The organism is Chryseobacterium lacus, assembly GCF_003336205.1.
Lineage (GTDB): Bacteria > Bacteroidota > Bacteroidia > Flavobacteriales > Weeksellaceae > Chryseobacterium_A > Chryseobacterium_A lacus.
In genome coordinates, this window is sequence record NZ_QPIE01000003.1 from 207,943 (window position 1) to 223,276 (window position 15,334).

13 protein-coding genes are annotated in these 15,334 nt (G+C 40.3%); all 13 read left to right on the forward strand.

Annotated features, from left to right (window positions below):
- Window positions 1–20 precede the first annotated feature (20 nt).
- The 13 genes from DQ356_RS04830 to DQ356_RS04890 all read left to right on the forward strand — a co-directional run bounded on the left by DQ356_RS04830 (window position 21) and on the right by DQ356_RS04890 (window position 15,327).
- Complete coding sequence (locus DQ356_RS04830; protein ID WP_114303342.1) at window positions 21–1,391, forward strand: c-type cytochrome; 1,371 nt, start codon at window positions 21–23, stop codon at window positions 1,389–1,391.
- 23 nt (window positions 1,392–1,414) lie between these two features.
- Entirely contained in the window at window positions 1,415–4,465 is a 3,051-nt protein-coding gene (locus tag DQ356_RS04835; RefSeq protein WP_114303343.1) for a TAT-variant-translocated molybdopterin oxidoreductase, read from the forward strand.
- 18 nt (window positions 4,466–4,483) lie between these two features.
- Window positions 4,484–5,878 carry an NrfD/PsrC family molybdoenzyme membrane anchor subunit gene (nrfD, locus tag DQ356_RS04840; protein ID WP_114303344.1) on the forward strand — a complete coding sequence of 465 codons (1,395 nt, stop codon included), beginning with the start codon at window positions 4,484–4,486 and terminating at the stop codon, window positions 5,876–5,878.
- Complete coding sequence (locus DQ356_RS04845; protein WP_114303345.1) at window positions 5,865–6,386, forward strand: DUF3341 domain-containing protein; 522 nt, start codon at window positions 5,865–5,867, stop codon at window positions 6,384–6,386. Before nrfD ends, DQ356_RS04845 begins: the two co-directional genes overlap by 14 nt.
- A 1-nt stretch (window position 6,387) precedes the next feature.
- Window positions 6,388–7,095 carry a c-type cytochrome gene (locus DQ356_RS04850; protein ID WP_114303346.1) on the forward strand — a complete coding sequence of 236 codons (708 nt, stop codon included), beginning with the start codon at window positions 6,388–6,390 and terminating at the stop codon, window positions 7,093–7,095.
- Between the two features lie 15 nt (window positions 7,096–7,110).
- On the forward strand, window positions 7,111–8,442 hold the full coding sequence (locus DQ356_RS04855) for a quinol:cytochrome C oxidoreductase (RefSeq protein ID WP_114303347.1): 1,332 nt from the start codon (window positions 7,111–7,113) through the stop codon (window positions 8,440–8,442).
- 200 nt (window positions 8,443–8,642) lie between these two features.
- Window positions 8,643–9,782, forward strand: a complete 1,140-nt coding sequence (locus DQ356_RS04860; protein WP_114303348.1) for a hypothetical protein — start codon at window positions 8,643–8,645, stop codon at window positions 9,780–9,782.
- A 1-nt stretch (window position 9,783) separates the two neighbouring features.
- Window positions 9,784–10,320: an adenine phosphoribosyltransferase gene (locus DQ356_RS04865; protein WP_114303349.1), complete on the forward strand. Its 537-nt coding sequence runs from the start codon at window positions 9,784–9,786 to the stop codon at window positions 10,318–10,320.
- 104 nt (window positions 10,321–10,424) lie between these two features.
- A complete protein-coding gene (locus tag DQ356_RS04870) occupies window positions 10,425–11,120 on the forward strand; it encodes a YfgM family protein (RefSeq protein WP_114303350.1) in 696 nt (231 codons plus the stop codon).
- 15 nt (window positions 11,121–11,135) lie between these two features.
- Window positions 11,136–11,645: a 6,7-dimethyl-8-ribityllumazine synthase gene (gene ribH / locus DQ356_RS04875; protein WP_114303351.1), complete on the forward strand. Its 510-nt coding sequence runs from the start codon at window positions 11,136–11,138 to the stop codon at window positions 11,643–11,645.
- Window positions 11,646–11,675: 30 nt separating this feature from the next.
- A complete protein-coding gene (locus DQ356_RS04880) occupies window positions 11,676–13,757 on the forward strand; it encodes an LTA synthase family protein (RefSeq protein WP_114303352.1) in 2,082 nt (693 codons plus the stop codon).
- Window positions 13,758–13,935: 178 nt separating this feature from the next.
- Window positions 13,936–14,784, forward strand: coding sequence for a KPN_02809 family neutral zinc metallopeptidase (ypfJ, locus tag DQ356_RS04885; RefSeq protein ID WP_114303353.1), 849 nt, complete (start codon window positions 13,936–13,938; stop codon window positions 14,782–14,784).
- A 15-nt stretch (window positions 14,785–14,799) separates the two neighbouring features.
- A complete protein-coding gene (locus DQ356_RS04890; protein WP_114303354.1) occupies window positions 14,800–15,327 on the forward strand; it encodes a 2'-5' RNA ligase family protein in 528 nt (175 codons plus the stop codon).
- Window positions 15,328–15,334 lie beyond the last annotated feature (7 nt).

The following is a 15,334-nucleotide window of genomic DNA, read 5'->3' on the forward strand; positions in this document are numbered from 1 at the left end:
ACTAACACAAGTTTATTTAAATGATTAGTTGGAAAAAGCATTACAAAAAAGGGTTGTTAGCGTTTGCATTATTGCTTTCAACCGGTGCTTCTGTTTATGCACAGGGCGATGCTAAAAAGGGCGAAGAACTCTTTAAGGCGAATTGTGCCGCCTGCCACGCTTTGGACAAGCAAATGGTGGGGCCAGCACTTGGAGGTGTTGTAGAAAGGCTGAAAACTGAACAAAATCTGGACATCGATTGGCTTCATCAATGGATTAAAGATAACGAAGCACTGCGAAGTTCCGGTGATGCCTATGCCAATGAGGTATTCGAGAAGTTCAATAAAGCCCCGATGAACACTTTTCCGAATCTGTCGGATCAGGATATTGATGATATTTTAGAATATACGACCAATCCTCCTGTAGCAGAAACAGCTGCGGCTGCGGCAACAGGTGCTGATGCAGGCCAAACCACAGTAGCGGATTTGGAGAAAGCCAGAGCGGAAAGAATCAATTCAACAATTATTCTTATTTCCCTTCTGGTGATCGGCGGTCTTTTGATTTGGCTTTTGTTGAAACTGAGACAGTTGGTTAAGCTTCAGCAAACAGAAGAGCTTTCCGGATTGAACGAAACCAGAGTTGCCTCTTTCAGCGAACTTTATCAGAAATACAACTATATAGGGAAAATAGCATTGGGAATTCTGGGGCTTCTTGCATTCTATGGTGTCTGGAACTGGCTGATGTGGATTGGTGTTTACAAAGGTTATCAGCCCGAACAGCCCATTCATTTCTCTCATAAAATACATGCCGGCGATAATAAGATCGACTGTCAGATGTGTCACTCTTCAGCGAAATACGGTAAGGTTTCTGAAATTCCTTCTATGAACGTATGTATGAACTGTCACAGAAATATCTCTGAATACAACGGATCTTATTTTGAACCGGGAAGAGACAAAGCGTTCTATGATGCTGAAATTCAAAAAATCTATAAAGCTACAGGCTGGGATCCTGCATCACAGCAATATACCGGAAAAACAGAACCGGTAGAATGGGTGAGAATTCACAATATGCCGGATTTTGTTTACTTTAATCACGCGCAACACGTGGTTGCTGGTGAACAGGCTATCATCAGTTCCCATAATAAGAAAAACCCCAACAACAAAATTGACGTAGTTTGTAAAGCCTGTCACGGTGCTGTTGATACCATGAATGTGGTTACCATGGCGAATGATTTTACCATGGGTTGGTGTATCGAATGTCACAGAACGACAGAAGTAGATATGAACAATACATATAATAAGGAATACTTCCAAAATTTGCACGAGAAACTGAAACAACAGTATCCATCGAAAGAAGGAAAAATTACAGTGGATGCAATCGGAGGGCTTGAGTGTGGTAAATGTCATTATTAATAACTAAAAAATTCGAAGTATAAATGGCTTCAAACAAAATACAATTCAGAAGTATTCATGAGCTTAAAGATCCGGCTTTGACGCAAAAGCTGGCTCAGAAAGAGTTTCAGAATGAAATTCCGGTGGATGAGATTCTGGCAGATGAAAATCAGGAGAGCGGAGGAACTTCCAGAAGAGATTTCCTGAAACTGTTAGGTTTTTCTACAGCTGCTGTTACTTTAGCAGCTTGTGAAGCACCGGTTATTAAAACAATTCCGTATGTGGTGAAACCCCACAGCATCATTCCCGGAGTTCCCAATTATTATGCGACTACTTATTTTGACGGGTTTGATTTCGCCAGTGTTTTGGTAAAAACAAGAGAAGGAAGGCCTATCAAAATAGAACCAAATCCTGCCGCAGGAGAACTTGGTAAAACAAGTGCCAGAGCACAAGCGAGCGTGCTTTCTCTGTACGACAATGATAAAATTAAACAACCTAAGCTGAATGGTAAGGATGAGACTTTTGACAAGGTAGATGATTATGTGCTGAATGCGCTGACAACTGCTCAAAACTCAGGGAAGAGGATTGTTCTTCTTTCCCATTCTTTCGCTTCTCCCACTTTCAAAAAATTATTTGCTGATTTCAAAGCAAAATATCCTTCCGCAGAACTGGTTACTTATGATGCGTATCCTCACACTGCGGCTTTGGAAGCTGCTCAGGAAGTATTTGGCCAGAGAGCACTTCCCGTTTATGATTTAAGCAAAACTCAACTTGTTGTTTCATTTCAGGCTGATTTCTTAGGAGATTACAACGGTGGCGGTTTAGAAACATCGTATGCATTGGGCAAAGCACCCGGTGCAACGATGCTGAGACATATTCAGGTAGAATCCAATATGACGCTTACCGGAGCCAATGCAGATACAAGAATTCCACAGAAACCAAGCGAAGTAAATAAAACTTTGACAGAAGTTTACAACGCACTGAATGGTGGCGGAACTTCTAATGCGGTTGCAGCAGCTATTGTGAAAGAACTCCAAGCGAAAGGAAGCAATGCGGTTGTATTCGCAGACGGTTCTAAAGCGGCACATGTTCTTGCACATTTAATTAATCAAAAATTAGGATCTACAGCTTTTACAGGAAGAACGAATCTTCTGAAAGAATATGATCATGCCAGATATCAGGAATTCCTGAGTTGGATGAATGCCGGACAGGTAGGTGTACTGATCACCAACAATGTTGATCCGATCTATTCATCCAATAAAGGCGAAGCTTTCAAGGCAGCATTAAGCAAAGTAAATGCGGTTGTTGCTGTTGCTGACAAGAAAAATGAAATTTATAAAGCCGCAAAAGCAGTAATTCCTGTGGCCAACTGGATGGAAAGCTGGGGCGATCTCACGCCACAATCCGGCGTATATGCGCTGATGCAGCCTACGATTCAAAAAATTTATAAATCCAGACAAATCGAGGAATCGCTGTTGGTTTGGATCAATGGTAAAAACAGTCCTTCGAATAACTATTACGAATACCTGAAAGCAAATGCTACAGGAATTTTAGGCGGGACCAGTTTCAACCAGGCATTATACAACGGATTGAATCCCGTTGCAACAGAAGCTTTTAACTTATCTTATACCGGCGGAAATGCGGCACAGGCTGTGGCAGAATTGGGAAGATTTAAAGCTTCAGATCTGGAACTTGTTCTTTATACCAAAACTTCCATTGGAGACGGAACTCAAGCCAATAACCCTTGGTTACAGGAACTTCCGGATCCTATTACCAGACTTGCCTGGGATAATTATCTTACCGTTTCTCCTGAAGATGCCAAAAACTTAGGATTAGACAATGATCTGAACGGCAGAATGCAGCTGAACGGTTCTATCGTGAATATTACTGTAAATGGAACAACAATTAAAGATGTTCCGGTATTCGTACAACCAGGCCAAGCTAGCGGATCTTTCGGGCTTGCATTAGGATATGGAAAAAAAGATTCAGGAAAAGTAGCAGCAACCGGAATTAACGCTTATCCGTTATTTGATGGTGTGAATACTGCGCTTTCCAATGTGAGTATCGAAAAAGTTTCCGGAACTCACGAGTTTGCAGGAATTCAGCTTCAGAATACGTTGATGGGACGTTATGAAATTGCCCGCGAAGTACCTTTAGAAGATTTTATCAATATTCCTTTCGATGACAAATTAAAAGGATGGAACAAACCTCTGGAATATCATACCTACAATGGTTCTTTACCCGCAGGAAAAATCTCGCTTTGGGATGAATTTGACGATACCGACGGGCCACACTTCAATCTTTCTGTAGATTTGAACGCGTGTACCGGCTGTGGAGCTTGTATTATTGCCTGTCAGGCAGAGAACAACGTTCCTGTAGTGGGTAAAGAAGAAATCAGAATGTCAAGGGATATGTATTGGTTAAGAATTGACCGCTACTATTCTTCCAGAGAGACGATTCATCCACAAGAACAAGTGGAAAGAGGATTAAATGTGCCGCAGGTTTATGATATTTTGATTGATCCGGCAAAGAATCCTGATGTAATCTTCCAGCCTGTTATGTGTCAGCACTGTAACCATGCTCCTTGTGAAACGGTATGTCCGGTTGCGGCTACATCTCACGGTAAGCAGGGACAGAACCAAATGGCGTACAATAGATGTGTAGGTACAAGATATTGTGCGAACAACTGTCCGTATAAAGTAAGAAGATTCAATTGGTTTAATTATGCTCAGAACGATAAGTTCGATTTCAATATGAATAATGATCTGGGCAGAATGGTGTTGAATCCTGATGTAGTAGTGCGTACAAGAGGGGTGATGGAGAAATGTTCACTTTGTATCCAGATGACTCAGGACACGATTCTTCAGGCTAAAAAAGAGGGCAGAAAAGTAAAAGACGGAGAATTCAAAACGGCTTGTTCAGCAGCTTGTGCTACAGGGGCTCTACAGTTTGGTGACATGAATGATCAATCTTCGAAAGTCCGGAAACTCTATAATAGCAACAGAAGATATACGCTTCTGGAGGAAATCGGCACCAAACCTAACGTGTTCTATCATGTGAAGGTGAGAAACAGAAAAGAAGAAAACAAAGTATAAATAATAATAAGGTAAAAAATGTCACATTACGAAGCCCCGATTCGGGAACCTTTAATTATTGGTCACAAAACCTATCATGATATCACAGTAGATATCGCAAAACCTATCGAGGAAAGAGCAGGAAAACTATGGTGGATTTCTTTCTACGCTGCACTTGTTCTTTTCATCTATGGATTCGGCTGCATTGCTTACACTATCGGTACCGGTATTGGAGCATGGGGTTTGAACAGAACCAATAACTGGGGATGGGATATCACCAATTTCGTTTGGTGGGTAGGTATTGGCCACGCCGGTACACTGATTTCTGCAGTTTTATTATTATTTAGACAGCGATGGAGGATGTCCGTAAACCGTTCTGCAGAAGCGATGACCATCTTTGCGGTTGTTCAGGCAGCGATTTTCCCAGTGATTCACATGGGTAGAGTTTGGGTAGGATATTGGGTTTTCCCGATTCCAAATCAATATGGTTCTCTCTGGACGAACTTTAACTCACCTCTTCTTTGGGACGTATTTGCAATTTCTACTTATTTCTCGGTATCCACCGTGTTCTGGTTTATGGGATTAATTCCTGACTTTGCTATGATTCGTGACAGAGCGAAAACTCCCTGGACCAAGAAAATCTATACACTTCTGTCTTTCGGATGGGGAGGAAAAGCCAAACACTGGCAAAGGTTTGAAGAACTTTCCCTTGTTTTGGCTGGTTTAGCCACCCCGCTTGTATTCTCTGTACACACGACGGTATCTTTTGACTTTGCAACGTCTGTTATCAAAGGTTGGCACTCTACCATCTATCCGCCTTACTTTGTGGCCGGTGCAATTTTCTCGGGATTTGCCATGGTACAAACCCTTCTTCTTGTTGCAAGAAAAGTAGCACATCTGGAAGATTATATTACTTTGTATCATATTGAAATCATGAACATCGTTATTATCGTAACGGGTGGAATGGTAACCGTAGCCTACGCTTGTGAATATTTCATCGCCTGGTACTCCGGTTCACGATACGAAGACTTTGTATATTTATCGCCGGGAGCAGCTACAGGGCCTTACTGGTGGGCATTCTGGGCATTGATTATCTGTAACCTGGTCATTCCTGCATTATTCTGGTTCAAAAAGATAAGGACAAATATTATCGCAACCTTTATTATCGCATTGATTATTAATATCGGGATGTGGTTCGAAAGATTCGATATTATCGTTATTAATATTTCCCGAGATTATCTGCCAAGTTCCTGGACGATGTTTATGCCATCCGTTATTGATGTTGGCGTGTATTTAGGGACCATTGGATTCTTCTCAGTATTATTCCTCTTGTATGCCAGAACATTCCCTGTTATTGCACAGGCTGAATTGAAGAGTATTTTGAAAATTTCAGGTGAAACTTATAAAGCAAAAGAAGAAGATGAGCACCACTAAAAGAATATATGGAATTTATGCGGATGATGATGATTTGATGCATGCCGTAAAAATGTGTAATGAGAACGGAATTAAAATTCACGAAGTATATACACCATTCCCGGTTCATGGTCTTGATAAAGCTTTAGGCCTGAGAAAAACAAGACTTTCCGATGCAGCTTTTATCTATGCTGTTTACGGAGTCCTGGTAGGAAGTTTACTCACGTGGTACACTATGAACCATGACTGGCCAATGAACATCGGAGGAAAACCTGCATTTACATGGGCAGAAAATATGCCGGCGTTCGTAGTACCAATGTTTGAATTAATGGTATTTTGTGCAGCTCACATGATGTCGCTTACATTTTTAGTAAGAAATAAAATGTATCCTATGGCTCCGCCGCAGAATCCCGATCCAAGAACGACGGATGATAAGTTTCTGATGGAGTTCGTTTCGGAAGATGTGGAGGCCATCAAGCAGGTTTTGATAGATACAGGAGTTGAAGAAATAACTGTAAAAGAGGCGTAACATGAAAAGAAATATTTTAAAAATAACAGCAATCTTTGGTTTGGCTACCGTTGTATTAAATTCTTGCGGACCTAAGGATAATCCGCCGTTAGTTTATTTTCCGGATATGTATTTTCCGGTAGCTTATGATCCGCTGCAAAAAGCTGAAGATGCTTATTCGAAGCACGAAAATGAAATTCCGGCATTCGTTAAAAATAATGGAGCAACTGGATTAATTCCTGTAGACGGAACCGTAGCACATAACCTGGACGGAATCGTAGAAGCCAATATGGCAGGCAGAATGACCATGGAAGAATATAACAGCGGTTATGATGCTTCTAAAGGAATTACTTCTGCGCCGCTAACTGCCGCGAATCTCACTAAAGACGTAGAAAAAGGGAAAATCTTGTATGATAGAACCTGCGCCAACTGTCACGGAACTGGCGGAGATGGGCAAGGATCTATCGTAGTAAGCGGTGCTTATCTTGGCGTTCCGAAGTTTGCAGACAGAGAAATAACCGTTGGATCTGTACATTATGTGCTCACTCACGGTAGAAATGCGATGGGATCTTACGCAGGGCAACTGACTCCCGGAGACCGCTGGAGAGTAGCAATGTATGTGATGAATGCTTTCAAAGGTGGTGTTTCTGCTGGAGGAGGATCCTCATCATCTGTTCCCGCTGCACCTGCAGGTAATGTCGCACCCACAGATTCTACAGCAACCAATTAATAAAAAGAATTTAAAATGTATAGTTTTTCACCTAAATTAAGATTAGTTTCTATAATTCTACTTGTTGCAGGGCTTGTTCTTTTTGGTGTGGGATATTTCATGAACCATGCGATTGACGACACTAAGATTGAACACATGATGGAAGCGGTGAATGCTTCAGGACATAACAATCCTACCCATTCCAGCCAGTTAGTTGGCCCACAGGATCACGAAGCTCATCTGAAACATGCTAAACATCAGGTTCATAATCAACCGTTAGCTTCACTTCATTTTGTATCTGTATTCTTCTTTGGAGTAGCCTGTGCAGTGATGTTTTTTTACAGCATCCAACATGCAGCGCACGCCGGCTGGCCGGTAATTATCTCCAGAGTAATGGAAGCTATCGGAGGTTTCATTCCATGGGGTGGTGCCGTAGTTCTTATTATCATGGTGCTGAATGTGACGCATAACGGACACTTGTTCCACTGGATGGATCCAAACGTCATTAACCCTGATCATGAGGATTTTGATGTCATTCTTTATGAAAAAAGTAAATTTCTGAATATTCCTTTCTATGTTTTCAGAAACATCCTTTACGTAGTGGGAGCTTCCTTCTTCGCATGGAAACTAAGAGCACAAAGTAAGAAAGTGGATGTTACAAAATCTCCAAGAGAATATCAGTACCTGTACAGATGGTCTATCGGATATATCGCATTTTTCTCTCTTGCTTCTGCATCTTGGGCTTGGGATTGGTTAATGTCTATTGACTCTCACTGGTATTCTACTATGTACATTTGGTATTCTATGGTGAGCTGCCTGGCCAGTGCAATTGCCGTGGTTATTATCCTGAGCGTGTATCTGAAGAAAAACGGATTCCTTCCTCAGTTCAATGACAATCATCTGCACGATCTTGCAAAATACCTTTTCGCTTCCAGTATGCTCTGGACTTATACTTGGTTTGCTCAATTTATGTTGTATTGGTATGCCAACGTACCGGAAGAAGCCAATTATTTCTTCGGAAGGTTTGAACATTATGAGGAGTCATTTCTGCCAATGTTAATACCGAACTTCCTAATTCCTTTATTGGTAATGGTAAGCTCCAGCATCAAAAGAAATTATAAAGTAGTAACCGCGATGGCTTTCGTAGTGATTTTCGGACACCTTTGGGATTATTTCAATATGGTGATGCCCGGAACCGTAGGTCCTTATTGGAGAACTCCGGAAGTGTTATTGTTGACATTAGGATCTATCCTTTTCATTTCAGGATTGTTCATGCTTACAACGCTTATGACACTCGCTAAACTGAAGTTAATTCCTGAAGGAAATCCTTTCCTAAAAGAATCCAAGATATTTGAATATCCTTTCTAGTATCTGTAACAATACATACTATTAAAAGACTGATTAGCAACCCTAATCAGTTTTTTTATGAAAAGCAGTTTATTCATTTTCGTTTTTCTGTTTTGTGCCAAGGTCTTTGATTCCATGCCCAAACTTCCTGACGGATTACATGGAATTTTGATCCGCTCTTACTCTCGCATATTTTTTTAAATTTGTACAAATCATTTCATATGAGAAAATATGTTTTACTCTTTGCTTTGTCATTGTTTGTTTTCACTGGCTGCAAGAAAGATGCTGTAGATGGCACCAGCATGCAGGCTTTCCAGTCCAGTATCAATGACATGGCATCCAGTCTCAGCACTTTGCAGCAGATTAAGTTCAATGAAGCTTTATATATACTCAAAACATTTGGTGTAGATGCTGAAGGCGATATTCAGGAACTGAATGCACTTGCAAAACTTTTGGAGGGAAAAAAAGTACCCGAAATTTTTGCGATGGCAGATGCCGTAGCCGCTGAAAACGGAATAGACTGGACCAGTACCGGGCCGCCATCCTTAGGCGAAATGAATATTTTCGGAAATGTTGCGGCAATGGAATCTGATCCCAATGATATAGTTGCTGAAGGATTAAGCATCACCACGAGACCCGTTGATGTGGATACAATTCTCGGTCCCAAAGCACTTCAAGTCATTCCCAGACTCGTAGATAATGCGGGGAAAAATATTGATTTTTCCGGCGCGGCACTGGAAACCATAATGGAAGTGTACAGCAGCGGAAACCTCGTTTCCAGCTCAAAAAACCTCATGCAAAATAATAATTTTACAGGATTTACTATTCGTTTTCCGAATTTGCCCTCGGATAAAATCAATGATGGAAGAATAGATATTACCGTCACAGTGAAAACGACCAGAAAAACGTATAAAATGACGAAGGTTGGTGTGCCTGTTAATCAAAAAGCGATGACGCAGCCTTCTCAGCCGGTTATTGTTCAAGACAGTCTTTCTCCTCCTCCGTCAGAAAATATGGATCCTTTAACTAATGGCACTTTACCAGCTACAGATCCTAAGAATACCGTGCAGAAATTTTTGAACAACCTGAGTTCACAAAATCTCAGGGCTGCTTTTGACGTGTCTGATAATCCCAATTGGGGCTCTTATGAAAAGTTTTCAAATCCTACTTCCGGTTTTGGCAGTGTGAAAAGTCTTTCAGTTAAAAATATTACGTCTGCTTCTACAACCGATACCAATGCGAGTGTAAATGCAACGTATGATGTAACCGACAAAAGCGGAAATACTTCGGCAGTGAACGTAACATTTGGTTTGAAAAACGTGAACGGAGAATGGAAAATATCCAATTATAAAATCAATTAATATGGCATCGGAAAGTTTAATTCAGAAACTCAACGAAACGATTGAAAACATCCCGGATTTCCCGATTCCCGGAATACTGTTCAGAGATATCACGCCCATATTTTTAAATTCTAAACTGTATGAAGAAGTTATCGAGGATCTTGCCCATTTCAGTCGCGGAAAAGTAGATGCCGTTTGCGGAATTGAAAGTCGCGGTTTCCTTTTTGGTATCGCTATCGCTGTTGCGCTGGACGTACCTTTCGTTCTCATCAGAAAGAAAGGAAAACTGCCACCTCCGTTTATTTCTGAAAAATATGAGCTGGAATACGGAACGTCCGAAGTAGAAATGCGGGAAGGACACCTGAAACCCGGGCAAAGAGTGCTGATTCATGACGATCTTTTGGCCACAGGAGGAACCACAGAAGCAGCAGCGAGACTGGTAGAAAAACAAGGCGCAAAAGCGACACAGTTCAGCTTCTTAATTGGGCTGAATGGTCTGAAAGGTGAACAAAAATTAGAACAATTCAACGCAGAAATCTATAAAATATTGACATTCTGAGATTAACAGATTGATGGAAAGTAAGCAACAGTTTTTATAATCAGCTTAAAAGTTTTGTAAATCGTTCAGAAACAATTAAATTTGCACTTCAATTTTCATAAAATATGGCAAAAAAGAATCACGAGCAGGAAGGTAAAGAAACAGTAGAATTCTTTAAAGATCTGGATAAAGAAGCTTTACAGACAGAGCGTTTTCTGGAAAGGAATGCAAAGTTATTAGGAATTATTTTTGGCGCTCTCGTGGTGGGCGTTCTAGGGTTTTTCCTGTATCAGCAGTTTGTTGTTGCTCCAAAAAATGAAGAAGCCACAAAAAGCTATCTAATTGCTCAGAAAAACCTCGCTGAGGGTAAAGATGCTGAAGCATTAGGAGGTAAGTCTGCTGCAAACCCCGGATTTTTAGGTACTTATGAGAATTATCCCGGAACGGATGTAGGAAAGCTTTCGGCTTATAATGCCGGACTTTTGAAGTTTAAAGAAGGAAAATATCAGGAAGCTTATGATCTTTTGGATAAATTCTCTTCTGATAATAAAGTGTTGATGGCTCTGAAATACGGAGCGATGGCAGATGCTCAATCGAATCTCAACAAAAATGATGAAACCCTTTCTTTGCTGGAAAAAGCGATTTCGGCTTCTGATGATCCTTATACCAATTATTATTTCACCAGAAAAGCAGGATTGGTAGCATTAGGGGTTAACAAAAAAGACGTTGCCAAAAAGCACTTCACGACAATCGATCAGAAATTCAAGGATTACGATAACGGAATGTCGGATGCTTATATAGAAATGGTAAAGTACTTCTAATCAAATTTAAAATTTATGGCCACAGTAAATCTTTCGGATTACAAGCCACTTCATATTGCGAATGCCGGTGATTTCAACATCGGCATCGTGTTTTCTGAATGGAACAGTTTTGTAACCCATAATCTTCGCGATGCTGCCATAGAAATTCTGGAAAAGGAAGGCGTGAAAAAAGAAAACATCACCACTTTTCAGGTTCCCGGCGCATTCGAACTCATTTATGCAGGAATGCAATTGTGCAAAGAAAGGAAATATGACGCGGTGATTACCATAGGTTGCGTGATTCGAGGCGAAACTCCACATTTTGAGTACGTTTGCAGTGCTGTCGCACAGGGAATTAAAGATTGTAATATTTTAACGGATGTTCCTGTTATTTTCTGTGTCCTCACGGATGATACCCAAGAGCAGTCCATCGCCCGAAGCGGAGGAAATCTCGGCAATAAAGGGGTGGAAGCTGCGGTTACCGCTTTGCAAATGATTGATTTTAAAAAGAACCTTTCCGGAACTGTTTCCGATATCGGGTTTTAAAGCTTAAAAAAACTAAACCTTTTTCTCATGATGTACCTGAATAAAATAAAACCTTTTCTTTATGTCGGTATTTTCTATCTTCTTGCTTCATTTATTTTAAGGATTGTTCTGTTCGCACATCCTATTACTACTGCTGATTTCGGTGTAATGGAAGTGATCAGAATTCTTTTCGTCGGAATGCTGAATGATGTTTTTGTATTCACGGTAGCGAGTGCTTTTCTGGCAATTTATTTCCTTTTTTTATCCGATTCTAAATATCACAAACCTTACGGATATATTATTTTCGGGATTTTATTAGTCTTTTTACTTTACACATTATACTATCCCAACAATATTTTCAAACAATACGGTGGATCGGTTCCTGAAATTGCCGGAATCTTTGTCGGTTTAAAAACTTTTTTATTTGGGCTGATGCTTTTTCTCCCAAAATATCGCAAAAACATACGGAATGTTCTCTATTTTATTACCCTTTTCATTTATGTACTGGCCATTGTTTTCAATGCCGTCAGCGAATTTTTCTTCTGGAATGAATTCGGGCTTCGTTACAATTTCATCGCGGTAGATTATCTGATTTATACCAATGAGGTGATCGGAAATATCATGGAGAGTTATCCGGTTGCACCTTTGTTCACAGGAATTTTTATAATTTCCAGTCTCGCAACTATTTTTATTTACAGAAAAACCAAAGATTCACTCCTTCAACTTCCTTCTTTTCCTAAGAAACTGGTTTTGCTGGCAAGCTATGGCGTTTTGTTTTTGGTGAGTATTTTCTTCATTTCTAAACTTTCAGAATTAAAATCTGACAATGTTTTTGCAACAGAACTTCAGGCGAACGGCTTCCCAAAATTTTATGAAGCCTTCACTCAGAAGGAACTTGATTATTTCCAGTTTTATCCAACATTGGCTCAAAATGAAGCGGAAAGCAATTTCCTGCAACAGTTTCAGCCTCCTTCTTTGAAAAGAAATATTATTTCGGAACAGCCTGAAATCACAAAAAATGTAGTGTTAATTTCTGTAGAAAGCCTTTCCGCGGATTTCATGGAAATGTATGGAAATCAGAATAAAGTGACTCCTTTTCTGGATAGTTTGTCAAAGGAATCCTTGGTGTTCACGCAGTTGTATGCCACGGGAAACCGAACAGTAAGAGGTCTGGAAGCGTTAACGATGTGCATTCCGCCAACTGCCGGCGAAAGTATTGTGAAAAGAAAAAATAACAAGAATAAATTTACGACAGGAAGCGTTTTTAAATCCAAAGGATATGATGTGAAATATCTTTACGGAGGTTACAGCTATTTTGATAACATGAAGGATTTCTTTGGAGGAAATGGTTATACCATTATTGACCGCGATCATTTTACTCAGGAAGAAATCAGTTTTGCCAATGTGTGGGGTGTTGCGGATGAAGATATGGCTCGGAAAGCGGTTCAGGTGATGAATCAGGATGCGAAATCGGGAAAACCTTTCTTCCATCATTGGATGACGGTTTCTAACCACAGACCGTTCACCTATCCAGAAGGAAGAATTGACATTCCGGGAACTGCCAAATCCAGAGATGGCGGTGTAAAATATACCGATTATTCCATCAAAAAATTCTTTGAGCTCGCACGGAAACAGCCGTGGTTTTCCAATACCGTCTTCGTTATTGTGGCAGATCATTGCGCTTCCAGTGCTGGAAAGACTGAATTGCCGCTGGACAAATACAGAATCCCGGGAATGATTTATGCGCCAGGATTTATCCAGCCCCAGCAGTTTAATCAATTAATGTCTCAGATAGATGTGATGCCAACACTTTTTGGAATTTTGAACTTTAGTTATACGTCTAAATTTCTTGGCCAAGATGTTCGCAAGGAAACCTACATTCCAAGAGCGTATATTGCCACTTATCAGGATTTAGGTTTGATAAAAAATGACCGCCTTACCGTTATTTCACCTACAAAAAGAGTAAGGCAATATTCACTGAAACTTAGTGAATCAGAGGAAAACAGCATAGGAATCAATGTTTATTATAATGAAACACTCATGGATAAACCTGATCAGAATCTGGTGAATGAAAGTGTTTCGGTATATCAATCGACATCCTATTGGTTGAAAAATAATATGCTGAACAAATAAGATTTAGAAAAAAGACGGATAACTGGTAAAATGATTTTCCACGCCATCATTAATTTCTTCGTCAAACGTTAAAATTCAAAAGGAAAAATTATATAAAGAAGCTGCCCGCAACTGTAAAATACAAATCTGTATTAATTTTGATATTTGATTTATTAAGATTTAATTTAATTTTCAATTTATGAAATGGACTGGAGACAGAAGCGGAAACGTCGATGATCGTCGTGGTAAAGGCGGCGGAATGCTGGTTGGCGGTGGTTTGGGAACGCTGATCATCGCTGCTATTGTTTTTTTTCTTGGAGGAGATCCTTCTGCTATTCTAGGTTCCGGAATGGGAACTTCTGCACCCACAGAACAAAGAGCACTTACTGCTGAAGAAAAAAGAATAGAAGAATTCATTTCTATGATTACCGCCGAGAATGAACAAACCTGGGCTGCTATTTTCTCAGAAAACGGAATGGAATATAATCCCGCGAAAGTCGTACTTTTTGAAGGAACTACACAATCCGGTTGTGGAACTGCTCAGGCTGCGATGGGTCCTTTTTATTGTCCTTCCGACCAAACGGTTTATATGGACATGAGTTTCTTTTCAGAATTGCAGAACCGTTTTGGAGCTCAGGTAACGGAATTTTCTGTGGCTTATGTGATGGCGCACGAAATGGGACATCATGTTCAGAATCTTCTCGGTACTTTAAATAAAACCGAACAGCTACGAAGGAGCGGCAGATATTCACAATCTGATATGAATCAAATTTCTGTTGCTACCGAATTGCAGGCGGATTTTTATGCCGGACTTTGGGCAAAATATACGGAAAACCGCGAACGTTTTCTGGAACCCGGAGATCTGGAGGCTGCCATCAACGCTGCGGAAGCTGTAGGGGATGATAATATTCAGAAGCGGTCACAGGGATATGTAAATCAGGAAAGTTTTACACACGGTTCGTCGGCACAGCGAAGAGAGTGGTTTATGAAAGGCTACAATACCGGCGATATTACACAGGGAGATACTTTCAGCGCACTACTGAAATAAAATTTATCCATAAATATGAGTCTGTATTTCATTGCAGTCGAGCCTCATAGCGAATTGATCGACAAAATCCGGGCGATACAAAAAGATTTTGTCGAGCGGTTTTCTTCATCCAAATCGTACAGAAATTTTCCACATATAACGATTATCCCGCCTTTTTCTCTTCATGAGGATGAAGAAACAGCACTCATTTCAAAATTTAAGAACATTTCTCTTACAATAAAACATTTTAAGATATATCTGAATGGCTTTGGATCGTTTCCTCATTCTAAAAACCCGGCGATTTTCATTAAACCTGAAAATGAATCTGAACTCACAGCACTTTTTAACGAAATAAATTCAGCGATGAAAAGTTTCGACTACAAAGTTTCCAAATTTCGTCCGCATCTTACCGTGGCATACCGCGATTTGTCACCGGAAAACTACCGAAAATCATGGATGGAATACCAAACGAAGACCTTTCGGGATCGCTTTGAAGTGAATGCTGTGAAACTCTATAAGCATGACGGCAGGAAATGGAACGAAATAGCATCTAAAATATTGTAAAAAACCA

Excerpts from the sequence above, each read along its gene's own strand:
- DQ356_RS04830 (WP_114303342.1), top strand. The coding sequence starts at position 21 with ATGATTAGTTGGAAAAAGCATTACAAAAAAGGGTTGTTAGCGTTTGCA.
- DQ356_RS04835 (WP_114303343.1), top strand. The coding sequence starts at position 1,415 with ATGGCTTCAAACAAAATACAATTCAGAAGTATTCATGAGCTTAAAGAT.
- nrfD (WP_114303344.1), top strand. The coding sequence starts at position 4,484 with ATGTCACATTACGAAGCCCCGATTCGGGAACCTTTAATTATTGGTCAC.
- DQ356_RS04845 (WP_114303345.1), top strand. The coding sequence starts at position 5,865 with ATGAGCACCACTAAAAGAATATATGGAATTTATGCGGATGATGATGAT.
- DQ356_RS04850 (WP_114303346.1), top strand. The coding sequence starts at position 6,388 with ATGAAAAGAAATATTTTAAAAATAACAGCAATCTTTGGTTTGGCTACC.
- DQ356_RS04855 (WP_114303347.1), top strand. The coding sequence starts at position 7,111 with ATGTATAGTTTTTCACCTAAATTAAGATTAGTTTCTATAATTCTACTT.
- DQ356_RS04860 (WP_114303348.1), top strand. The coding sequence starts at position 8,643 with ATGAGAAAATATGTTTTACTCTTTGCTTTGTCATTGTTTGTTTTCACT.
- DQ356_RS04865 (WP_114303349.1), top strand. The coding sequence starts at position 9,784 with ATGGCATCGGAAAGTTTAATTCAGAAACTCAACGAAACGATTGAAAAC.
- DQ356_RS04870 (WP_114303350.1), top strand. The coding sequence starts at position 10,425 with ATGGCAAAAAAGAATCACGAGCAGGAAGGTAAAGAAACAGTAGAATTC.
- ribH (WP_114303351.1), top strand. The coding sequence starts at position 11,136 with ATGGCCACAGTAAATCTTTCGGATTACAAGCCACTTCATATTGCGAAT.
- DQ356_RS04880 (WP_114303352.1), top strand. The coding sequence starts at position 11,676 with ATGTACCTGAATAAAATAAAACCTTTTCTTTATGTCGGTATTTTCTAT.
- ypfJ (WP_114303353.1), top strand. The coding sequence starts at position 13,936 with ATGAAATGGACTGGAGACAGAAGCGGAAACGTCGATGATCGTCGTGGT.
- DQ356_RS04890 (WP_114303354.1), top strand. The coding sequence starts at position 14,800 with ATGAGTCTGTATTTCATTGCAGTCGAGCCTCATAGCGAATTGATCGAC.